This window comes from Nocardia crassostreae (genome assembly GCF_001613405.1).
GTDB classification, from domain to species: domain Bacteria; phylum Actinomycetota; class Actinomycetes; order Mycobacteriales; family Mycobacteriaceae; genus Nocardia; species Nocardia crassostreae.
Genome location: NZ_BDCH01000012.1, coordinates 907,808 through 928,159, shown reverse-complemented (window position 1 = coordinate 928,159; position 20,352 = coordinate 907,808). Strand labels below are relative to the sequence as shown.

Sequence of the window (20,352 nt, the reverse complement as noted above, 5' to 3'; positions counted from 1 at the left end):
GGTGGATCCGTGAACAGCAGATCCGAGCCCGCCGACAGCATTCTCATGCCGCGCTTCGTCCTCGCGCGCGCCGCGCAGGCCGGGCTCGATCCGGATCGGCTGGCCCGGCGCGCCGGATTGCCGAACTGGCGCCATGGCGGCGAAGCCACCCGGGTTGCCCATCGCTACTGCCCTCGGCTCTGGGAGTTGGCCGAGGCGGAGTCGAACGATCCCGGCATCGCCCTGCGCTGCGCGGATCGGAGCGCCGTCGGCGAGCTGGGCTTGCTCGAATACCTCTTCCTGTCCGCCGAGACCGTCGGCGACGCCCTGGATGCCGTGCTCCGGCATTCCGGCTGCCTGACCACCAGCTATGGCGTGCGAATCGCCGAAAGCACCGCGCAGGAGGCCACCTTCGAACTGCTCACCGCCACCGAGGAGGGCCGCGGCCGCGAACTGCTCGTGCACGCCGCCTTCGCCCTCCTGCTCGGCCGGGCCCGCTGGGCCACCCGCTACCCGATAGTCCCCACGCGCGTAACCTTCCGCCAACCAGCCCCCACCGCGACCGATGACTTCATCGAGTTCTTCGGCACCACCACCCTCGATTTCGCCGCCCCGGCCGACACCGTCACCCTGCGCTTCGGCGATCTCGCCCTCCCCATGAAAACCGCCGACCCCGACCTGTCGGCCGTCCTGCGCGGCTACGCCGCCACCCTCCCCGCCACCCCCGAACTGACCGTATCCTGGATCGACCGACTGGCAACCGTTCTCGACGACGCCCTCGCCACCGGCACCGCCACCCTCGACTCGATCGCCAGACACCTCCACACCTCCCCCCGCTCTCTGCAACGCCGCCTCACCGAATCCGGCACCAGCTGGCGCACCGAACTCGACCGCGCCCGCCTCCGCCGCTACGACCAGGCCACCCACCTCCGCCGCTACGACCAGGCCACCCACCTCCCCCGCACCCAACAAGCCGAACTGCTCGGCTACGCCGATCCGGCCAGCCTCCGCCGCGCGGTATCCCGCTGGCGCGCCCTCGACTCCGACACCCCGGAATCCCAAGGCGACAACTGATCTCGCAAGGTCCGGGTAACTCACCGGGTACCCCCAAAATCGGCGCGGCTCCCAACCGCCGCCACGCGTCCTCGACGGCGAACGGCTCCCAGCCGTGCGCCAAAGTCCCGGGGAGGCGGAACTGTCGTGTGTGGAGGCGGTTTGGCGTGTTCGGCACTCCCCGCCATGGTTCGCCGGAATGAAACTGGACGGAAACGCCTGCGCCGCCACGCGCCGAGCGGAGCAGGCGTTCGAGATGCGTGGCCGTGGCCGACGACGTCCTCGGCCACGCATTGCTTCGGTGCTCTCGTCCGGCCAGGTACTCGATTGGAGCTGTCCCATGCCCCACACCGCGGAAACCCCGACCGCCTACGTCATCACTGCCCTCGAGGCCCGGGGCACCGCCACCCGCGAGGATTTCGATATTCCGGCGATCGTCACCGTCACCCATACGCTCACCGACACCTGGGATTTCCACAGTGTGGACCGGTCCCTGTTCTGGAATGTGGCGGCCACCTTCATCAAGCCCTGACCGTTCACCCCGGAATCTGCTCGGTGAGCGGCCGTCCCGTGACGACCCGCCCGGCCATACCGAACAGTCTGCGGTAACCGCGCAGCGAACGCCCCGAGAACCCGACCGACCAAACGGTTTTCGGTCCCTCCGGCATCAGCGGGACGCCCGCCAGCCGATCGGCCAGCCAGTCCACCACGATCGGCAGCGCGATCACCGCGAGCGTCACATGCCCGCTGAGCCGAACGCGAATGTACTGCACCGGAGTGCCTTCCGCCCGATACCGCCACACCTGCTCGTCCATATCCTCGACGCGGACCACGATGTCATTGGTGGCCTGCACGACCAGCATGGGGAACGTCGGCGCCGTGCGGACCGGCTTCAACTCCTCGAAGACCGAACGGAACTGCGGACGCGCCATCAACTCGGCGACGCCCATATTGGTGTGCTTGCCGATATCGCGACCGATATTGCGGAAGAGAATGGGGAAGATGGTGTTCGCCTCCGCATGCGCCATCAGATCCAGGAACGGCCGGTCGAAATGGGCGCGCACGGCCCGGTCCAGCTCCGGGTAGGCGCGGCACAGGGCGGCCATGACCAGCGGGATCAGCCCCGACAGCACCGTGCCGTTCAGCTTCGACACCGCGCTCTGCGGATCGCCGACGGGCGATCCGGCGGACGCGCCGACAATATCGATCTCGGGCGCGTACTCCGCGGCCAGCTCCGCCGCCCAGGTCGTGGCCAGGCCGCCGCCGGAATATCCCCACAGCGCCACCGGCGTCCGCTCCCCCAGGCCGAGCGGTTCGAAGGACAGGGCGGCCCGAATACCGTCCAGGATGCGATGTCCGGGCTCGCGGGGCACGCCGAAATGACCATCGGTGCCGACGTGATCGGGAATCGACAGCGTCCAGCCGCGCGCCAGCGCATTGGCGAACAGGAACAGCTCGAACTGCGGGAACGAGCCGAAGGCGCTCGCGCCCTGCCGCAGGTTGTAGGACAGCAACCCCCGATCGACGACCACGTCGATGGCGCACTGATAGGACACCAGCGGGCGCGGCGTCGCCGGATCGGCATTCCAGGGCCGCAGCACCGTGGTCACCACGGCCTCCGGTTCCCCGTTCAGATCATTGCTGCGATAGAGCAATTGCCATGCGCTGACCTGCTGCGGCACCACGCCCAGCAGACCCAGTTCGACCCGCCGGAACCGGATGATCTCACCGGGCGCGTAGGACGCCAGCTCCGGCGGCGCGGTGTAGAACGGGTCCTCCCCAGGCAGCAACGGCCCGCGGTCCCCCGGTTCGCTCTCGACGGCCAGGCGCAGGGTCACGACCGCCGCGGTCACGGCATCCGAAGGTTCCTCTAGGTCGATGGTCATGGACGCGCCCCTCCTGCTTCATTCGCCGATGAATTCGTTCCTCACGGTAACAATCTCGATCATCGGGACTTCGGGTTTCGATCCCGCACGGCGGCGGGGCGATTCGGTGCAGCAACCCGGAATGCACCCCGCTGGAATGAAGGGATTTCAGATGACGCGAACCCCGCGCAATCTCGGCTGATAGGGGGCGCGTAGGGGTGGGCGCAGAATGTAAAATGCTGTGCACCAACGAATTACAGCAGTAGCGTTATTCGTCATGGCCGTTCCGATGCCCCCGTCCGAATCGCTGGGGCCCACCGCCCGTTTCGATATCGGCCCCGAATTGCACGATCGCGTCCATCGGCTGCCCGATATACCGATTCGCATGCGAGACGGCGTCGTGCTCTCGGCCGATCTGACCCGCCCCGCGGGCGCGTCGGGCCCGGTGCCCGAACCGCTGCCCGTGGTCGTCAACTTCACGCCCTACAACAAGAAGCTCTTCCGCGAATTCGGCGGGCCCCGCATCCGGGCCTTCGGCCGCTGGGTCGGGCCGTCCGACCGCCGCCGCTTCACCGGCCGCGACGCGCTGCACACCCTGGCGGGTGGCGTTTTCGACGTGCTCGCGGTGAGCCGGACCCTGGTCACCCGCGGTTACGCGTATCTGATGGTCGATGTGCGCGGCACCGGCACCTCCACCGGCCGCTGGGACTTCTTCGGCGAGGACGAGCAACTGGACTATCTGGAGGTGTTGCGGTGGGCGCGCGAACAGCCCTGGTGCAATGGGCAGATCGCGCTGACCGGCATCTCCTACAACGCCATTGCCGCCCTGCTGGCCGCGGGCCGGGAGCCCGACGGCGTGCAGGCCGTCTTCGCGGTCGAGGCCGGTGAGAACCCGGCGCGCGAGGTCGGATTGACCGGCGGCGCGCCGACGCCCGGGCTGGGCGTCTGGCTCGTGGGCGTGAACACCGTCAAATGGATGCCCTCGATCGGCGGGCTCATGGCGTCCGGCGCGGTGCGGGACTTCCTGCGCGACCGGCTCGCCGATCCGGCCAGCTGGCTGGTTCGATCGCTGGGCATCGCCCTGGCCGAGCGGCACGACGACGCGTACCTCAACGACAATTGGAACGCCAAGCTCCCGGACCTGGCGAAGATCAAGGTACCGACCTGGCTGCACGGCAGCTGGCGCGATCTGTACGCACGCTCCAATTTCCGTATGTACGACCGTATTTCGACCGATCCGGGGGCCAAGCAGCTGGTGGTGGATGACGGCTATCACCTCACGCCCGGCTCCGGACTCGGCGCGGCCGATGCGCCGCAGGCCCTCGACGAGTTGCAGTGCGCGTGGTTCGATCGCTGGATCAAGGGCATCGACAATGGCATCGACCGCTACGACCCGATCACGTTGCGGCAGTTGGGCGGCGAGTGGATCGCGCGCGCGGAGTTCCCCGCCGCCGACGCGACCGTGCATCGGCTCTACCTGAACGCCGATACGCCAGATGCGGCCGGACTCGGGCCCGAACCGCCCACCGCCACACGGCGATTGCCGGTGCCCGATGCCCGCCCCAGCCTGGCGTCGAGCAATACCGCCGTCATCTCCATGGGTCTGTCCACCCTGCTCGGCCGTCGCTTCGGCTCCGACGACCGCTGGGCCGAGGCCGCCGCGCTCACCTTCACGACCGAACCGTTCGACACCGATGTCGTGCTCTCCGGGCCCATGAACCTGCATCTGTGGGTGGAAGCCGCGGGCGCCAAGGCGTTCTGGTCGGTCACGGTCACCGATGTCGGCCCCGACGGCGCCTCGGCCGCCATTACCCGGGGTGCGCTGCTGTCCTCGCTGCGCGCGGTCGACGAGGCCCGAAGTGGTTATGCCGATGGCGAATTGGTGGCCCCGGAACATCCGCTCACGGCGGAATCCGTGCTGCCCGTCACGCCGGGCGAACCGTTCGAGCTCGATATCGACATCAATGCCACCGAGGCGATCCTGTACGCGGGGCACCGGCTGCGCGTCACCGTCAGCGGATCCGGGTTCCCCCGCCATCTGCTGAGCCTGCCGCAACTCCGGAAGGTCAAGGGCCAGACCGTCATTCTGGGCCCGGACCGCCCCGGCTACCTGACCTGCACCGCCGTCGGGCTCCCGGTCGCCTGGAAACTGAGGTAACCCGGCTCGGCCGGATCGAGCACGATGCTCTGCCCGGTGATCTCGCGCTGCTTCCAGCGCGGGATGAGGTGGCGCGGGAAACTGGTGCGGCTCACCGCGATCCGGAGACGATGCCCCGTGCACAGCAGCGCCTCGGTCGGGTTGATCTCGATATCCAGGTCGAAGGGTTCACCCGGTTTCACCGGTTGCGCCGAAGCCGCGGTGAGCGGGTGCATGGGGAACAGCAGTTCGCCGTCGACGTAGTAACTGTCGTCGGAATCGGTGTGCCGCAGGGAGGACAGCAGCGCCCCGCGCGTGATCGGCACCGAGACGCCGTCGGGATGCACATCGCAGACGGTGACCGACCAGAAGGCGTCCGTCCCGTCGGCGACCGCCCGCAGGCGCAGGTTCATGGGCCCGGTGAGCGCCAGTTCGGCGTCCATGGGCACGCTGGTGAAGGTGACGGCGGTAGCCTCGCTGCGGCGGTCGTCATTGCCGTGTTCGGGACCGAAGAGCAGGGTCACGCCCATGCTCATGACGGCGCTGTTGCCGGAGGCCGCGCTGACCCGCCCGGCGGGCACCCGCAGCCGGTCGACGGTATCACCGGGTGTGGCCGACAAGCCCGCGTCCGTGGCGGCATGCGGTGCGGTGCCGGTGTTCTCGGCGGTGAGGTACAGCCTGCGAAGCTGTGCGGCGGGATCCGGATACTGCGCGCGCCGGACCCAGCGGCCGTCGCCCTGGCGGCGCACGGTGACGGGCCCGTACCGATCGATGCCATTGTCGATGCCCTTGACCCAGCGGTCGAAGAAGGCGCACTGCAACTCGTCGAGAGCCTGCGGATTGCCCGGATCACCGAACCCCGCACCCGGGGTGAGGTGATAGGAATCGTCGACCAGCACCTGCTTGCCGCCGCCGCTCACCGGAATGCGGTCGTACATACGGAAGTTGGACCGGTTGTAGACATCGTGCCAACCGCCGTGAATCCAGGTGGGCACGTCGATCTGTTCCAGCTGCGGCAGTTTCGCCGCCCACATCTCGTTGAGATACCCGTCGGGCCCGTCCGCGAGACCGATGCGCGCCGCGCGTCCCAGCCAACCGGAGCGAGCGGTCATCCTGTCCCGCACGAACTCTCGCGTCAACCCGGCGCGCACCAGACCGGGCAGCGCGGGCACCATCTTGCCGCTGTTGACCGCCAGGATCCACAGCAGCATGCCCGGCGTCGGCACCCCTCCCGTGAGACCGAGTTCGCGCGGCGGGTTCTCCCCCGCCTCGATGGCGAAGACCGCCTTCAACCCCTCCGGCCGCTGCGCCGCCGCATGCAATGCCGAGATCGCGCCGTAGGACAGCCCCATCACCGCGATATCCCCATTGCACCAGGGCTGCTCGCGTATCCACCGCAACACCTCGACATAGTCGAGCTGCTCCCGCGGACTGAAGAAATCCCAGGCGCCCATGGATGTTCCGGTCCCGCGCACATCGACCATGAGACCCACATACCCCCGCGCCACCGCGGTGCGATTGATGGCGAACGGTTCCAGCACCCCACCGGCGGGCGTGCGCAACACATCTCGCGCGGTCATACGCGTGCGATCCGAGGCCCGCACCTGCCCCGCCAGCCGCCGCAACACCCGATTCGCCCGCATCGAATGCCGATTGAACATCTTGTTGTACGGCGTGAAGTTCACAATCGCGGGCAAAGGCTCGGCGGTCGCGCCCCCCGCATCCCCCGGTCGCAGGATATCCGCGGTGAGAATCACCCCGTCCGACATCTCGATCGGAACCGTATTGCGCGCAAACAACTTCGAGTACCTGACCGGCCCGATATCGAATCGGGTATCCGGCAGGACCTCGAGCTCGCGCGCTACAGCAGTGGACAAGGGTTCTGTCATCGCGAGTCCTTCATCGACGTCGGTGTCGATCTCAGGATAAATAGTCTGAGACAGTTTCCATAGGGTTCGTGTCCAGGGGACCGGACTCGCGAGTCACGCGAAGCGCCGCACGGCTGCGCCGGAGCCGGTGTCGCACACCGGCTCCGGCCGGGTGTCTCAGGCGCGCCGATCCACGGCGGCCCAGGCGGCGAGGGCCACGACGCCGGAGACGACCGCGACCGACGGCCAGGCGCCGATCTTCTTGGCGAGCGGATGCGAGGCGCCCATCGCGCCGATCGAGACGCCGGTCAGTGCCGCGGCGCCGCCAGCGCCGACCGTCTTGTACCACTGCGGCACGGCGGCGAGGGTGCCCGCCGCGAATACCGCTCCGCCCAGCTGCCGCTTCTTCGTCGCCTGAGCGAGCGCGAAGCCGCCGGTGAGACCACCGGCCACCAGTGCAGACGTGGGAATACGAGCCATCTTCACTACCTCCAGCACAGATCCAACAACTTCCTCGACCATAGCCGCCGCCGAATTCGGCCTACTACGCGCGCCGTAGAGAGTGGAAATTCGTTGGACCGCCTCCCGGTATGTCCGGATGATCGTCCAATGACCTCGACTCCCCAGGAACGCCTCAGGCTGGTCGGTCGCGAGCAGCCGACCGCCGCCCACGAGGCGCTCTCGTGGGTGATGAACATCGACGATTCCGATTCACCCCGCGACATCATCGACGCGCTCGGTATCGCGCGGTATCTCAGTGGTGAACAGCCGCACGCGGTTTCGAAGGAACTCGAACACGTGAAGCCGGAAGCGCCGCTCCAGCCCGCCGACGCGCTCGTACTGCGCACCTGCGACGACGACGGCCTGCGGGCCACGCTGTCCACCGGCGACGGCTGGACCCTGCGCGTGGTCCGCCGCACCAATGGCGATGCCGCCCTGCATGTCTGCGCGACGACCGAGGCCCTCGCCCGCGACATCCTCGAGAGTTGCACCGCCGATGCCACGGTGGAACCCGAAGCGGACGCCAGCCATGTCTCCATGGGCTTCTGGCATTACGGCACGCACGGCCCGCAGCGCCGCGAACGCACCATTACCGCCGCCGCCTGGCCCGAGGTCGAGCGGAACTACGCGGGTGCGGTCGGCGAGGCCATCGGCAGACTCATGGCGACCCGCGCCGACGGCGTCACCGGCCGCCTGCTCCTGCTGCACGGCCCGCCCGGCACCGGCAAGACCTCCGCCCTGCGCGCACTCGCCCGCGAATGGACCGACTGGTGCCAGGTCGACTGCGTACTCGACCCGGAAGTCCTCTTCAGCAATCCCGGCTACCTCATGGAAGTCGCCATGGGCGTGGACACCTACGACGAGGAGAAGCGCCGCTGGCGCCTGCTCGTCCTCGAGGACTGCGACGAGCTGATCCGCGGCTCCGCGAAGGAATCCACCGGCCAGGGCCTGTCCCGCCTGCTCAACCTGACCGACGGCATGCTCGGCCAGGGCCGCGACGTCCTGGTAGCCATCACGACGAACGAACACCTCTCCCGCCTGCACCCCGCCGTCATCCGCCCCGGCCGCTGCCTGGCCCAACTCGAGGTAGGCCCCCTCTCCCCCACGGAAGCGACCACCTGGCTGACCCGCGAACTCCCCGACCGCCCCCACCCGCCAATGTCTCCCGACGGGATGACCCTGGCCGAACTCATCGAAGCCCGCGACAACCGCACCCGCATCCAATCCGACCCACCCCCACCCCCCGCCACCTCAGCGGGCTACCTGTAACCCGCTGGCAGGTACTGGTGCAGGGAAATGTCCGAATTTCCCTGCACCAGTACCTGCTCCACGGTTAGGGGATGAGGGGGCGGACTTTGTGGGCTACGAAGCGGACGAAGGCGGCTGGGTCGGGGTCGTCGGCGGTGGGTTCGAGGATGACGCTCGTTGCGCCCGCGTCGATGCGGCGGGTGATGGCTTCGGCGATGGCGTGGGCATCGCCTGCTGCGCCTACCTCGTCGCTGTAGTTGTTCTTGCGGCGATCGGCGGCCAGGCGGTCGGCTGCGCCGGGGCCGGTCGCGGCCAGGAGGTAGACGACGATCGGGTACGGGTCGGTCGCGGTTGTTTCCGGGCGGGCGGCTTTGATCGTTTCTGCTGCGGCGCGGATATTGGCGGGGGTGTTCGCGCTCGTCAGGATGACGCCGTCGGCCGCTTGACCGACCAGGCTCAGGGTGCGCGGGCCGCCTGCGGCGGACAGGATGGGCGGTGTGGTGGCGGGCGGGTAGTCGAGGGCTACGTCGTCTAGTTGAATGTAGCGGCCCTTCACGGTGATTCGGTTGCCTGCGAGCAATCCGCGGAGGGCGTCGAGGTATTCGCGGAGGAGGGTCAGGGGGGAGGCGGCGCGGACGCCCGCCTGGCCCATCCAGTCCAGGACGCCGTGGCCTACACCCCAGAGGCCGCGGCCGGGGAACATGCCTTCGAGGGTGGCGATTTCCATGGCGGTGAGGGCGACATTGCGCAGCGAGACGGGCATGACGCCGACGCCTACGCGGATTCGCTCACTCCATGCGAGTGCGGCGGCGGTCGCGATGCCGCCGAGTTGGAAGCAGTCCTCCCACAGCCACAATTCCTCGAGGCCCGAATCTTCGGCCGCGCGAACGACTTCCCGCATTGTCTGCGGCGGATTCTCTGGACGGAATACAGCACCGAGCGTCGTCATCCACCATGCCTACCAGATTCCGGCGGATGCGCACGCGCGATCAGCAGGGGATGCCGAGGACGGTCAGGAAGGCGGTCGCGGCGGGGGTGCGGGCGGTGCGGTTCCAGATGGCGTATTCGATGCGGTCCGGGGCGTCGGTGAGTTCGAGGGTGACCACGCCGGTGAGTTGGGGGGGCGTAGGTGGCGGGAACCATTGCCACACACAGGTTCTGCTCAACCAGGCGGGCCATGTAGTCGGCGGTGCTCACCTCGAAAGCGACATCTCGCACGAGACCGGCCGTCGCGAAGGCCTGGTCGGTCTGGATGCGCCCGGCCGTGCCGGTGGGGAGGTCCACGAAAACCTCCTCGGCGAGGCGGCGCAGGTCGATCGCGGGTTCGGCGGCCAGCGGATGTTCGGGGGCCACCACGGCGACGAGGCGGCCGCGGGCCAGTTCGTGAGCGGCCACGCCGTGCGGGCGGGCCGTTGTCGGCAGACCGAGGAAGGCCACGTCGAGGGCGCCCTGTTTGACCTTCTCCACCAGGTTGTCGCTCGCGCCGACGCACAGGCCGATGCGCACGTGCGGGTACTGCGCGCGGATCTGGCGCAGGGCGCCGGGGACGTCGACCGCGGCGACGGTGGGAATCAGGCCCACGGCGAGGCGGCCCCGGATCTCCCCGACGGCCGCGGCGACCTCGGCGGCGGCGCGCTCGGCGGCCTCCAGGCATTGGCGGGCGGCGGGCAGGAAGGCGGCGCCCGCCGGTGTCAGCCGCACCCGGCGGCTGGTGCGCTCGAACAGCTTCGCGCCGAGTTCCCGTTCCAGGCGGGCGATTTGGTGACTGAGCGCGGACTGCACCACCAGGCAGCGCTCGGCCGCGCGGGTGAAGCTGGTGGTCTCGGCGACGGCGACGACATAGCGCATCTGCTGGAGTTCCATGGATCAATCGTGAATCACGATCGATGCGGTGACAAACATGTGTTGGACTCATCGATCGGGCGGATCGACACTGATGCCTGTGAAACGCTTTCTCGGTATCTCCCTCGCGCTCGCCTGTCTCGCCGTCGCGGCGCCCGCGAATCAGGCTGCGGCGCAGGGGTTGTTCCCCACCACCATCGAACTGCCCGATGGGTTCCGGCCGGAAGGCATTGCGATCGGCGCGCTTCCGGTGGCGTACATCGGGTCGATGGCGGACGGGTCCATCTATCGCGCCGATCTGATCACCGGTCGGGGCGGGGTATTCAGCCAGGGTCCCGGTACGCAATCGCTCGGGCTTCAGCTCGACGATCGGGGGCGGCTGTTCGTGGCCGGTGGCACGGCGGGTGACGCACGCGTCGTCGATACGCTGACCGGTGCGGTGCTGGCCAGCTACCAGTTCGGCACGGCGCCGGACACATTCGTCAATGACATCGTGCTCACGGCGGCGGGCGCGTGGTTCACCGATTCGCGCAGCCCGGTGCTCTACCACCTGCCCATCGGCCCGGACGGTGCGCTGCCGTCGCAGGAGGCGGTGGTGCGCATCCCGTTGACCGGCGATATCAAATATGTGCCGGGGCCGAATGCTTTCAATGCCAATGGAATCGTGCGCACGCCCGACGGTTCCGGCCTGATCATCGTGCAGTCGGATACCGGGCAGCTGTTCCGCGTCGATCCGGCGACGGGCGCGGCGCGGCGGGTCGATATCGGGGCCGAGAGCCTGATCGACGGCGACGGACTGCTCTTGCAGGGCAACAAACTCCTGGTCGTTCAGAACCGGCTCAATGCCATTGCCGTGATCACCCTCGATGACGCGGGCACGACGGGCCGGGTCGAGCGGCGCGTGACCGATCCGCGGTTCGATGTGCCGACGACCTTCGGGGCCTTCGGCGGTCGGCTGTATCTGCCCAATGCGCGTTTCACCACGACGCCGGAGCCGACCACCTCCTACAACGCGCTCGCCATCGATCAACCCTGACCCGAATAGGGCGTCTGTCCGATACCCGCTGCCGCGGCGGGCTTTTAGCCTCGGAAACGGGTCGGGGTGGGCTGCCACGGCAGCAGGAGGAGGAGTTCGGATGATGCGGACGGGTAGTCGGCTGCGCGCGGTCATAGGTGTACTGCTGGGTTTGCTCGCGCTGGTGCTGGTGGTGTCGGCCTGCTCGACCAAGGAATCCGGCTCCGGGGCTCCGGCCTCGAGCACGGTGTCGAAGACGTCGGTCTCGAAGACGGTGACGCCGACGAGTTCGGGAGCGCCGCACGGGAATCCGGGCGGCTCCGGCGGACAGGACGTGACGCAGCCGGGTGGCGGCGGAAACGGTGGCGGCGGTGCGGACCAGGGGAATGTGCCGACCTCGACCAGCGATTGCCCGGATGGCATCCCCTACTGCGGCACGGACGGCTGCGATTCGACCGTCTTCTGTGGCACCACCACCGTGGCACCCTTGCCGACCACCAAGAATCCGCCGCTGCCGACCACGACGAACGAGTCCTGGCCGACCACGACGAACCAGTCGTGGCCGACGACAACGAACCAGTCGTTGCCGACGACGACCACACGCTAGCCGGAGGTTCCGGCCGCGGCGAGCAGTTCCACGACGACCCGCTGATCGTCCTGCGCGCAGCAGGAGAGCGGGTCGTCGGGCTCGCCGTCCCGGGTCGGATCAGCGCCGACCCGGAGGGCGAGATAAGCGCGTTGCAGGCTGTTGATGCACATGCGTTCACGCTAGGCGCGAGGCGAATCGCGCCGCTTCTCGATTCCTGACCCGTTCCCGGGTCCTCTACTTCCAAGCGCCCGCCGCGACCGCGTCGCGAACATAATCCGCGAAATCGACGGGTGCGCGCCCCAGCAGGGTGGCGAGAGTGTCCGTCACGGTGGCATTGCGGCCGTCGAGCAGGGTCGCGAAGATATCCAGCATGGCGGCGACCTCCGCATCGGGCATCCCGAACTCGGCGGTCAGCACCGCACCGAATTCCGCACCGGTGACGGGGATGTATTGGATTTCCCGCCCCAGCGCCCCGCCAATGGCCGCCACGGCGTCCCCGAACGTCAGCAGCCGCGGCCCGGTCAGATCGTAGTTCTTCCCCGCGTGACCGTCCTCGGTCAGCGCCGCCACCGCGACATCCGCGAGATCCCCCGAGTCGACGAACGGCTCCAGCACCTGCCCCGCCGGAAAGGCCAGCGCCCCACCGAGAATCATCTCCGTGAACACACCCTCGTCGAAGTTCTGGTTGAACCACGCCGCCTGCAACACGGTCCATTTCGCACCACTGGCGCGCACCGCGTCCTCGGCCGGACCCGCCTGATCCTCACCCCGTGCCGACAACAGCACCAGCCGCTCAACCCCACTGGCGACAGCCAACTCACTGAACGCCCGAATGGTCTCCCCCGCACGGGGATCCCCGATATCCGGCGTGTACATGACGAACGCCGCCCGCACCCCCTCGAGCACAGCTCCCCAAGTGCCCCGATCCTCCCAATCGAACGGGATGTCCGCCGACCTGGAGCCGATCCGTACCGGGAATCCCTTGGCAGTCAGCCCATCCGCCACCCGCCGTCCCACCTTGCCGGTCCCCGCGGTAACGAGGATGGTCTGCGCTGCCATGTTGTTCGCGTTGTTTGTCATGACTCAATTCAAGCCGCCACAACGCCTTCCAACCATCGCCGAAAGCCTCACCCACATATGCGATCGTCCAGAGTTCATTGCATCCCCGCCGAGGCCCGCAGCCATGCCATGACCTCCTCGTCCGGGTGGTACTCGACGCGGTACCGAGGCGGATAGATGCCCTCGACAGGCCGTAGATCCACTGCGGCAGAGAGGGTTTCCCAGGTGACACCGAAGGTATCGCCGGTCTCGACATTGGTGAGGGTCACATTGTTCACCCTGGGCAGCAGCGTGGGCACGGTATCGGTCCACGGCGACAGCGTGGTCTCCACCCCGTCCGGCCTGCGCACATGCATGAGCTTCGCGGCGTAGTCCTCGGTCAGATACGCGTCCAGATCGGCTCGGAGATGCCCGTACTGCTGCCCGTAGACCGCTGCGGCCAGCGTCGACTCCGCAGCGCGAATCTCCTGCCAGGCACTGTGATCGCGCGGCACCTGATACGGCGTCAACCGTCCCGCCTCGTCGATCGTGTACGGCACCGGCGACACCGAACGCACGGCCTCGTCGTACAACTCCCGCGCCGCCCGCACCAACCGCAGCACATGCTCGTCGGAGAACTCCGCGCCCACCAGCACCCCGACGTTCTGGGCTATGAATACAATCGGCCGCGCACCGGCCTTCCGCCCGATCCCGGCCAGCCACCCGTCCACCAGCGGCAGCGACCCCGCGTACAGATTCCCGTCGACATCGGGGATGTACATCATCCCGCCCTGCGCGCCCGGCTCGTAGCGCGCAACGGTATCGAGCGCGAGTTCCCCCATATTGGCTCGCGCGGTAGCGAATACGGCCTCGAAATCGAGCCCCCACTCCGCCACCTGCCCCGGATCCAGGTTCTGCATCGACGTCGCCTGATCCACCACAACGGTCTCCATCAAGCACGGCAGCACCGGCCGCCACACCGTATGGTCCCCAACGCGCATCCCCTCCATTCGCATATCGAGACTCCCCGCCTGCCGCACCAACGGCCGCAACCGCCCCGCCGTCCCCTCCCACCCCGTAACCCGCTCCGCCCCAACGGTCTCCGGCCCCAAAGCCACGAAGTCGAACAACATCCGGGCCGCCGCCTCCAGCGAAGCCCCCTGACACCGCTTGAACACCGTCCGGAGATTGATCAGCCCCCACTCCCCCCCTGAGTCCAATACCTGATCACGAACTCCTTGGCATCGAACTCCGCGCTCGCCACAGACCGCTGCCCCCGCACCATGGCCAACGCCTGATCCCCGAACCGCACCCGCTCCTTGGACCCGAAGACCCCACCCAGAAAACCCATGCGCCGCAACGTACCCGAGCACACCCCCGCCGGGACCGCCCCAACCGATCCATCGACCGATTCGGCCGTATCCGCGGCTACCGCGCGAGATCCGCCAAGGACAACAGCAAATGCGCGGATTCCGGGTACCAGAAGTCCGAGTGCGCACCCTCGACACGCAGGAAGCGACCGCGCCGGTAGAGCCGGTCCGCGTTCACATTCACGATTCGAGCCTCGAAGTCCTTGTAGTCGTACACCTCGTCCACCGGGCGCAGCGCCGTCCACTGGAGTTCACCGGCCGGTTCGCGCACGCCCTTGTAGCCGATGCCGGTGTGGCGCTCGGCGATCCAGTGCCAGAGTCCGTTCGCCCGATCGGCGGTGGAGTGGGTGAGCACGATGGGCCCATTGATGGGCGCGTCGCTCAGGATTCTGGGCACGCGATCGGCGAATATCGCCGGTGACGCCGCCATCTGGAAGACCAGCAGGGTGTCCAAGGTGTAGGGGTAGTTCGGATTGGAACGATTCCAGCTCAGGGTGGTCGGACGACTGTCCGCGGCGGCCTGCACGGCTTCGACCAGGAACCGGCCGCCGAAGGAGTGGCCGACACAATGGAGATACTGTCCTCCGGCGGTCTGCAGCACGGGCGGCGAGCCTGGCAGACGGCGAGCCTCGTCGATATAGCCGAGCAGGGCGGCCAAGGCTTCCGAGGCATGTCCCTCGGTCGTCATCGCATGCGCGCGATCGCGAATACGGCGATACCCCCACGGCATGGGATTGCTCATCGAGGGCCACCGCACCGTCACGTAATGACCGGACCACGAGTCGATGTCCGGATACCGGTCCGGATGATCGTGCCGGGCGGCCTCCAGCATGGTGAAGAGCTGGTGCCCGGAGGCGGCGGCCCGCGCCCGCGAATTCCGCCAACCGTGGACGAAAACGACTATGTCGGTGGCATCTTCAGGCACGTCGAGCTGCATTTCCAGGAAGCCGCGGTGATATCTCGGTTCCACCCGCGCACCGGTGTCGGGATCGAGGAAATCACCGTTCTCGTCGAGATCGAGGATGACATGCTCGTCACAGCATCGGTCGTTGGCGCTCGTCACGGCAGCTCTTCCTCCCACAGGTGAACATCGATCCCGCGATAGAGGGAGATCATCAGACCGAGCGGGTTCCGGTATTCGTCAGCGAATTGTCGTGTCAGCTTCAGCATGACGTCTCCCAGGCGGTTCTCTGGCTGCAGGAACTTGCTGAACAACCTGGTCGCGTACTCCAACGCGAACGCACGAGGCAGGTCCACCTGCGGTCCCACCAAACAACGTGCACCCTTCCTCAGAAAGTAGTGCCCGAACCCCGAGAAGAACTGGGAGGTCATCTGACCTCCCTGGCACGCGCTGATGAATACGACCGGCTTGCTTCGCAACGAGCCTGCCGACAGCCAGGAGAGAATCTCGGTGGCATAGATCTTCTCGCCGTCGCCGAGCATCAGGAACGATCCCCCCGGTTCGCCGCTGCCGACTACGCCATGGCAGCCGAAGAACATGATGTGTTCACCGAACTGCTGGTCCAGCAGCGCAACGGCGAGGTCGTCCCTGCTACGCCGGATCGTGGTGACAGCCTTGCCGTCGAGGAACTTGATCAGTGGTTCGATGAATGGTGTGGGTGGCGGATCTTTGTCCACGCCCTCATCGACATGGAGCCCGATCACTGCGCGTCCCGGAGGAATCATGATCCGGCTGTCGAATCCCTGCGCACGGGACAAGCTGTGCTCGACAAGATGTCGGTACCCCAGGAATCCCGACATCGACCAACTTCTGCTGGCCCCATACAGTTCCGAAGGGTTATCCGGCGGCACGTACAGCATCGGCCACGGCGCGAAGAGATCGTCGGATTCCATGGTGATCACTTGATCGCCGCGGCGCAATGCGTACACCAAATGCTCACCTATTTCCTGCAACCCCGGATCGCCGCCCTGGAAAAGCAGGCGGAACAGCGACGCACCCTTCCGAGCCAAGCCGGGACCGACCTGATCGAGCCGATCATGGTCGGCTGGGCCGGACAGGTCCCATCGGTCGGCGAATGGGTGCCGCAGTTTGCCGTCGCGCTTCTCCTTGTGCCCTATGACATTCTGCTGCCATTCCTCGCGTAGGTTCCTGATCGAGGCCTCCACGTCGGTTTGCGTGGCGCTCGGCCGACCTTGATAGCCGCCGCCCCCGTCCTGGGGAAAGGCGCTACCCCACGCTTGCACCGTGTATCGATTGCTCTCTTTGCTGAAGCGGATGTACACGGTGCGAGGCCGGTTGTACGAACGATCGCCAACCCGTCGTAGCGCACTGGAGTTGTCGGCCCTGACCTCTGTTTTCAGATCACCGCGAGTCATGCCCGCCGCGCCTTCCGCTCCTGCCCGGTTGCCGCGAGTTGCGCCCGGACCTCCTGCAGGAACTGTCCATCCGATTCCCGATAGACGAGAAACGTCAGCAGGACCACGCCCGGCCGATGCGGTACCACATCGAATCCGACGGGCGCACTGGTGCGATCGACACCGAGCACCACCATCCGGGTCAAGGGAAACACCCGAGCCTCATCGGATTCCAGCAACACCCGGAGCTCGACCGGTTCCGGCAGCAGATCGTGGCCGGACGGCGGCGTCTCCTGCTGCGGCACGATGGCGAAGGAGACCTGCGTCGATCTGCCGACCAGGACCGGATCATCGGACGGACGCCAGACGCGGACCTTGCGATCGTCCATGAACTCGACGTCCGTCTCCGCCCGAGTATCCGCGGCGGGCGTCGGATGCGGCGGCCGGTGGCTCGCACCGGCCAGAACGGATTCGGTCTTCTCGATGAGGGATTCGGGCAGCGTCCCGCCGTGCTCGGCCAGCCAGCGCCGCAGGTTCATCGGTTGATAGTCGGGCAGGTCCAGCACGCTGGAGGCCAGGCGCACCGCTTCGTCGTTCGGGTTGCTCAGCCTCCGGGAGGAGTCCGGGTAGAACCGCGGATTGCGCGGATTGCGCGGATTGCGAAGCATCCGTATGAGATTCAGGATCCGATAGGTCAGACCGAGGGAGTCGTGCCGGGCGTAGTATCGCTCGCCCTCGACGAGGGCACGGTTGCCGAGCGCCTCCAAACGCTCCCAGTCGAATGCGAGGCCAACCACCTCCGCCTCGGACACCATCCACCGCAATGCGACATCCGACAGTCCGCTCTCGCGATACCCGCCGCCGACATCACTGTGCACGCCCGCGAACCACACCTGCTTGACCCGCTCGAATCCGGCGCGATACTTCACGTCCAGTTCGACCGGTATCTCCCACAGATTCGGCTCGAAGCTGCGTCGCCTTTCGTCGATGGCCAGCGCCTGCCGCGCGCAGCGCACGGCGGAAGGCAATCGCGCACTCTTGAATCGGTGCCGCCGCCGCGGGAGTCGCCCGGGTACTCCGAGCACTCCGACCGTCTCGAACACACCCAGAAAATCGACCTTCACCGGATAGTGGCAGTGCGCGTTCCGGAAGTCTCGCCATTCCGGCGGATCCAGATCCCAGCTCGACCGCTTGTCCTTCTGGTAGATCCGGAATGCCTGCGGAAACCGGCCGTCGATCACGGCATCGGACCGCATGATTCCGATCCGGTCGATCATCCCCGCCAACCGGCGTGCCGTATACGCCCCGCGGCTGAATCCGAAGAGGTAGATCTCGTCGCCCGGCTCCCAGTTCGCCGCCAGATGCCAATACGCCGCGGCGAGATTGGCATCGAGCCCGAGCCCGAACACCGTACCGAGCAGCCGGTCGGCGAGAAACCCGCGCGCACCCTGACCCGAGACGTAAAACACGGACTGGCGAACCGACTCGCCGGTGCGCGTCGGGGTATCCAATCGAATCGTCTGCGCGAGTTTGACGATATTCGACACCGTACTGCTGGATTCGGCGCTCCACGTACCGTCGCAGCAGACCACCAGGCGCTTCATGGTCACCCTCCCGGACCCCTGGAACAGCGTGGATAGCAGTATCCTCCGCGAGCGCTCCGATTGCCGGGCTTTGCTTTTCGAATACCGGAGTTCAGCGCGGCTTGTGCGGGGCGCGGCGCACCGTGCGGCCGTCGGCTACGGCCACAACGAGGGTTCTGGTGTCGTCGGTGTGGGCCCACCAGCGGTGTTTCACGCCTGCCGTGCAGTAGTAGGTGTCGCCGGTGGCGAGGGTGAGTTCGCGATTGTCGTCTATGACCGTGATGGTTCCGGTGATCACGTAGATCAGTTCGTCGTTGGGGTGGGTGAATTCGCGGTCGCCGCGGTGGGTGCCGCCGGTGAATTCGAGGGCGCGGAGGTCGCGGGGGCCGCGGGAGAGGGAGCGGACGGATCCGTCGGTTTCGTGGTCGGCTTGCGGGAGGGTCGTGTCGGCGGCCGCGCGGACGACGGCGTCGCCGGGGGTGGTGTCGGCGGCGGCCAGGAGGTCGGTGGCCGTGGTGTGCAGGGCGTCGGCTATGCGCTGGAGGGAGCGCAGGCTGGTGTTGGTGCGGCCGTTCTCGAGTTGGCTCAGGAAGGACTGGGAAAGGGCTGCCGTGGCGGCCAGCTGTGCGAGCGTCAGTCCGGCCTCGAGTCTGCGGCGATGGACGACATCGCCCAGCGCCAGTCTCTGTTCCACGCGTTCGGCCACCTTTCATTAGTCACGCTCATTGTCGGAGCGGGGGCCGGTTGCCACAGCGTTTGCTTCAGCGTGATTCGAAGGGTTCCGGCTTCGAGGAGCCTACTGAATATTCAGTGGTGTTGAATTTTCAGTAGGTGCGGTGGAACAGAACACGCTGAAGCGGCGGGGTACGGGGCTGATCGGGAGCGAGCCGGAGCTCGCCTCGCCGGGGTACACGCTCTATGCGCCGTTGGCCGGGGGCGGGGTGGTCGATCTGGTGGATCTCGCGGGGGAGGTTGTGCATCGGTGGCGGTTGCCGTATCGGCCGGGGCGGCATGCGCGGCTGCTCACGGATGGGACCCTCGCCTACAACGGGACGACGCTGGGGATCGCGCCGCTGTTCGCCATGTGGCGCAAATACAGTGGCGGATCGATGGGCAAGTACGACCCGAAGGGCGGACTGCTGCACGAGGTTCGGGACGACTATCAGCATCACGACGCGCATCACTACGACGACGGCGCATCCTCTACACCGGTGTGGAACCGCTCCGCGGCGCCGACGCGGACCGCATCCGGGGCGGAGTGCCGGGCACCGAGGCCGATGGCGTGGTGTGGGCCGATGTCATCAAAGAGGTTGCAGCAGATGGCACTTCACTGTGGGAGTGGCGCGCGTTCGAACACCTCGATCCGGCCGAGTTCGGCCTGCAATCCCACTACTGGCGCGAGCACTGGCCGCTGATCAACAGCGTCTTCCCGCTCGACGACGACACCGTCATCGCCAGTCTGCGCAGCGTCTCCGCGGTCATCCGCATCGACCGCGCCACCGGCAAGGTCACACCCCTGCTGGACCGCGCGACCATCGCGCAGCAACACCACGCCACCGCGCTCGACAACGGCAGAATCCTGGTGTTCGACAACGGCACCTTCCGCACCGGCGAATCGGTCACCTACAGCCGCGTCCTCGAAATCGACACCGCCACCGGCGATATCGCGTAGAAGTACCAGGACTCCCCTCGCGAAGCCTTCTTCACCCCCTACATGGGCGGCGCCCAACGCCTCCCCAACGGCAACACCGTCATCACCGAAGCCGCCTTCGGCCGCATCTTCGAAGTGACTCCCGCACAGCAGATCTGCTGGGAATACGTGGTGACGCACTTCACCGAATACCCGGACCCGGACACCGCCGCGCTCTTCCCGGGCGTCTCCAACGCCATCTTCCGCGCCTACCGCTACCAGGCCGCCGATATTCCGTGGCTCGACGCCCGATGACTC

21 protein-coding genes are annotated in these 20,352 nt (G+C 67.3%); 8 read left to right on the top strand and 13 right to left on the bottom strand.

Translation table 11 applies throughout. The annotated features are described in order from the left end of the window. Positions 1-9: 9 nt before the first annotated feature. On the top strand, positions 10-1,053 hold the full coding sequence (locus NC4_RS11100) for an AraC family transcriptional regulator (RefSeq protein ID WP_084528823.1): 1,044 nt from the start codon (positions 10-12) through the stop codon (positions 1,051-1,053). A 319-nt stretch (positions 1,054-1,372) separates the two neighbouring features. Then, positions 1,373-1,564, top strand: a complete 192-nt coding sequence (locus NC4_RS11095) for a hypothetical protein (protein WP_067535802.1) — start codon at positions 1,373-1,375, stop codon at positions 1,562-1,564. Positions 1,565-1,568: 4 nt separating this feature from the next. On the opposite strand, the gene NC4_RS11090 is transcribed toward NC4_RS11095, so the two are convergent. Then, on the bottom strand, positions 1,569-2,918 hold the full coding sequence (locus NC4_RS11090; protein ID WP_084528821.1) for a lipase family protein: 1,350 nt from the start codon (positions 2,916-2,918) through the stop codon (positions 1,569-1,571). Between the two features lie 256 nt (positions 2,919-3,174). Here NC4_RS11090 and NC4_RS11080 point away from each other — a divergent pair, with 256 nt between their 5' ends. Then, positions 3,175-5,055: a CocE/NonD family hydrolase gene (locus tag NC4_RS11080; protein ID WP_067535797.1), complete on the top strand. Its 1,881-nt coding sequence runs from the start codon at positions 3,175-3,177 to the stop codon at positions 5,053-5,055. Here the strand turns inward: NC4_RS11080 and NC4_RS11075 are convergent. Together NC4_RS11075 and NC4_RS11070 are read right to left on the bottom strand one after the other, a co-directional pair. Continuing rightward, positions 5,004-6,923: a CocE/NonD family hydrolase gene (locus NC4_RS11075; RefSeq protein ID WP_084528819.1), complete on the bottom strand. Its 1,920-nt coding sequence runs from the start codon at positions 6,921-6,923 to the stop codon at positions 5,004-5,006. The two genes, NC4_RS11080 and NC4_RS11075, sit on opposite strands and share 52 nt — an antisense overlap. Positions 6,924-7,079: 156 nt before the next feature. Continuing rightward, positions 7,080-7,382, bottom strand: coding sequence for a hypothetical protein (locus NC4_RS11070; protein ID WP_067536187.1), 303 nt, complete (start codon positions 7,380-7,382; stop codon positions 7,080-7,082). Positions 7,383-7,511: 129 nt separating this feature from the next. Here NC4_RS11070 and NC4_RS11065 point away from each other — a divergent pair, with 129 nt between their 5' ends. Further along, positions 7,512-8,672, top strand: a complete 1,161-nt coding sequence (locus tag NC4_RS11065; protein ID WP_067535794.1) for a DUF5925 domain-containing protein — start codon at positions 7,512-7,514, stop codon at positions 8,670-8,672. Between the two features lie 64 nt (positions 8,673-8,736). On the opposite strand, the gene NC4_RS11060 is transcribed toward NC4_RS11065, so the two are convergent. Then, the gene (locus NC4_RS11060) at positions 8,737-9,600 is read right to left on the bottom strand and encodes an LLM class flavin-dependent oxidoreductase (protein ID WP_067535792.1); all 864 of its coding nucleotides are present in this window, start codon (positions 9,598-9,600) and stop codon (positions 8,737-8,739) included. Then, on the bottom strand, positions 9,597-10,514 hold the full coding sequence (locus NC4_RS11055) for a LysR family transcriptional regulator (RefSeq protein ID WP_245721599.1): 918 nt from the start codon (positions 10,512-10,514) through the stop codon (positions 9,597-9,599). Before NC4_RS11055 ends, NC4_RS11060 begins: the two co-directional genes overlap by 4 nt. A 73-nt stretch (positions 10,515-10,587) precedes the next feature. Here NC4_RS11055 and NC4_RS11050 point away from each other — a divergent pair, with 73 nt between their 5' ends. Both NC4_RS11050 and NC4_RS40100 read left to right on the top strand, forming a co-directional pair. Then, positions 10,588-11,529, top strand: coding sequence for an SMP-30/gluconolactonase/LRE family protein (locus NC4_RS11050; RefSeq protein WP_067535789.1), 942 nt, complete (start codon positions 10,588-10,590; stop codon positions 11,527-11,529). Between the two features lie 100 nt (positions 11,530-11,629). Next, positions 11,630-12,115, top strand: coding sequence for a hypothetical protein (locus NC4_RS40100; protein WP_169814773.1), 486 nt, complete (start codon positions 11,630-11,632; stop codon positions 12,113-12,115). Here NC4_RS40100 and NC4_RS40095 read toward each other — a convergent pair. From NC4_RS40095 to NC4_RS11010, 8 genes are all read right to left on the bottom strand, one after another. Beyond that, positions 12,112-12,267 carry a hypothetical protein gene (locus NC4_RS40095; RefSeq protein ID WP_157554507.1) on the bottom strand — a complete coding sequence of 52 codons (156 nt, stop codon included), beginning with the start codon at positions 12,265-12,267 and terminating at the stop codon, positions 12,112-12,114. The genes NC4_RS40100 and NC4_RS40095 overlap by 4 nt on opposite strands. 64 nt (positions 12,268-12,331) lie before the next feature. Next, positions 12,332-13,177, bottom strand: a complete 846-nt coding sequence (locus NC4_RS11045) for a Rossmann-fold NAD(P)-binding domain-containing protein (RefSeq protein WP_067535786.1) — start codon at positions 13,175-13,177, stop codon at positions 12,332-12,334. Positions 13,178-13,251: 74 nt separating this feature from the next. After that, entirely contained in the window at positions 13,252-14,268 is a 1,017-nt protein-coding gene (locus tag NC4_RS11040; protein ID WP_157554505.1) for a hypothetical protein, read from the bottom strand. Positions 14,269-14,327: 59 nt separating this feature from the next. Beyond that, a complete protein-coding gene (locus tag NC4_RS11035) occupies positions 14,328-14,486 on the bottom strand; it encodes a hypothetical protein (RefSeq protein ID WP_157554503.1) in 159 nt (52 codons plus the stop codon). Positions 14,487-14,563: 77 nt separating this feature from the next. Further along, complete coding sequence (locus NC4_RS11030; protein ID WP_218020995.1) at positions 14,564-15,568, bottom strand: alpha/beta hydrolase; 1,005 nt, start codon at positions 15,566-15,568, stop codon at positions 14,564-14,566. Then, positions 15,565-16,842: a CHAT domain-containing protein gene (locus tag NC4_RS11025; protein WP_084528817.1), complete on the bottom strand. Its 1,278-nt coding sequence runs from the start codon at positions 16,840-16,842 to the stop codon at positions 15,565-15,567. The genes NC4_RS11030 and NC4_RS11025 overlap by 4 nt, the downstream gene beginning before the upstream one ends. Then, the gene (locus tag NC4_RS11015) at positions 16,839-18,425 is read right to left on the bottom strand and encodes a T6SS phospholipase effector Tle1-like catalytic domain-containing protein (RefSeq protein ID WP_084528886.1); all 1,587 of its coding nucleotides are present in this window, start codon (positions 18,423-18,425) and stop codon (positions 16,839-16,841) included. Before NC4_RS11015 ends, NC4_RS11025 begins: the two co-directional genes overlap by 4 nt. Positions 18,426-18,516: 91 nt before the next feature. Next, positions 18,517-19,098 (bottom strand): helix-turn-helix domain-containing protein, encoded by a 582-nt coding sequence (locus tag NC4_RS11010; protein ID WP_218020993.1) that lies wholly within the window; start codon positions 19,096-19,098, stop codon positions 18,517-18,519. A gap of 519 nt (positions 19,099-19,617) precedes the next feature. Here NC4_RS11010 and NC4_RS41520 point away from each other — a divergent pair. Beyond that, positions 19,618-20,076: an aryl-sulfate sulfotransferase gene (locus NC4_RS41520; protein WP_218020991.1), complete on the top strand. Its 459-nt coding sequence runs from the start codon at positions 19,618-19,620 to the stop codon at positions 20,074-20,076. A 42-nt stretch (positions 20,077-20,118) separates the two neighbouring features. After that, positions 20,119-20,349 (top strand): arylsulfotransferase family protein, encoded by a 231-nt coding sequence (locus NC4_RS41515; protein ID WP_218020989.1) that lies wholly within the window; start codon positions 20,119-20,121, stop codon positions 20,347-20,349. Positions 20,350-20,352 lie beyond the last annotated feature (3 nt).

What these genes read in the sequence shown, in the direction of transcription:
- NC4_RS11095 (WP_067535802.1), top strand. Translation starts at nt 1,373, where the DNA reads ATGCCCCACACCGCGGAAACCCCGACCGCCTACGTCATCACTGCCCTC.
- NC4_RS11090 (WP_084528821.1), bottom strand. Translation starts at nt 2,918, where the DNA reads ATGACCATCGACCTAGAGGAACCTTCGGATGCCGTGACCGCGGCGGTC.
- NC4_RS11080 (WP_067535797.1), top strand. Translation starts at nt 3,175, where the DNA reads ATGGCCGTTCCGATGCCCCCGTCCGAATCGCTGGGGCCCACCGCCCGT.
- NC4_RS11075 (WP_084528819.1), bottom strand. Translation starts at nt 6,923, where the DNA reads ATGACAGAACCCTTGTCCACTGCTGTAGCGCGCGAGCTCGAGGTCCTG.
- NC4_RS11070 (WP_067536187.1), bottom strand. Translation starts at nt 7,382, where the DNA reads ATGGCTCGTATTCCCACGTCTGCACTGGTGGCCGGTGGTCTCACCGGC.
- NC4_RS11065 (WP_067535794.1), top strand. Translation starts at nt 7,512, where the DNA reads ATGACCTCGACTCCCCAGGAACGCCTCAGGCTGGTCGGTCGCGAGCAG.
- NC4_RS11060 (WP_067535792.1), bottom strand. Translation starts at nt 9,600, where the DNA reads ATGACGACGCTCGGTGCTGTATTCCGTCCAGAGAATCCGCCGCAGACA.
- NC4_RS11055 (WP_245721599.1), bottom strand. Translation starts at nt 10,514, where the DNA reads ATGGAACTCCAGCAGATGCGCTATGTCGTCGCCGTCGCCGAGACCACC.
- NC4_RS11050 (WP_067535789.1), top strand. Translation starts at nt 10,588, where the DNA reads ATGCCTGTGAAACGCTTTCTCGGTATCTCCCTCGCGCTCGCCTGTCTC.
- NC4_RS40100 (WP_169814773.1), top strand. Translation starts at nt 11,630, where the DNA reads ATGATGCGGACGGGTAGTCGGCTGCGCGCGGTCATAGGTGTACTGCTG.
- NC4_RS40095 (WP_157554507.1), bottom strand. Translation starts at nt 12,267, where the DNA reads ATGTGCATCAACAGCCTGCAACGCGCTTATCTCGCCCTCCGGGTCGGC.
- NC4_RS11045 (WP_067535786.1), bottom strand. Translation starts at nt 13,177, where the DNA reads ATGACAAACAACGCGAACAACATGGCAGCGCAGACCATCCTCGTTACC.
- NC4_RS11040 (WP_157554505.1), bottom strand. Translation starts at nt 14,268, where the DNA reads ATGTTGTTCGACTTCGTGGCTTTGGGGCCGGAGACCGTTGGGGCGGAG.
- NC4_RS11035 (WP_157554503.1), bottom strand. Translation starts at nt 14,486, where the DNA reads ATGGGTTTTCTGGGTGGGGTCTTCGGGTCCAAGGAGCGGGTGCGGTTC.
- NC4_RS11025 (WP_084528817.1), bottom strand. Translation starts at nt 16,842, where the DNA reads ATGACTCGCGGTGATCTGAAAACAGAGGTCAGGGCCGACAACTCCAGT.
- NC4_RS11015 (WP_084528886.1), bottom strand. Translation starts at nt 18,425, where the DNA reads ATGAAGCGCCTGGTGGTCTGCTGCGACGGTACGTGGAGCGCCGAATCC.
- NC4_RS41515 (WP_218020989.1), top strand. Translation starts at nt 20,119, where the DNA reads ATGGGCGGCGCCCAACGCCTCCCCAACGGCAACACCGTCATCACCGAA.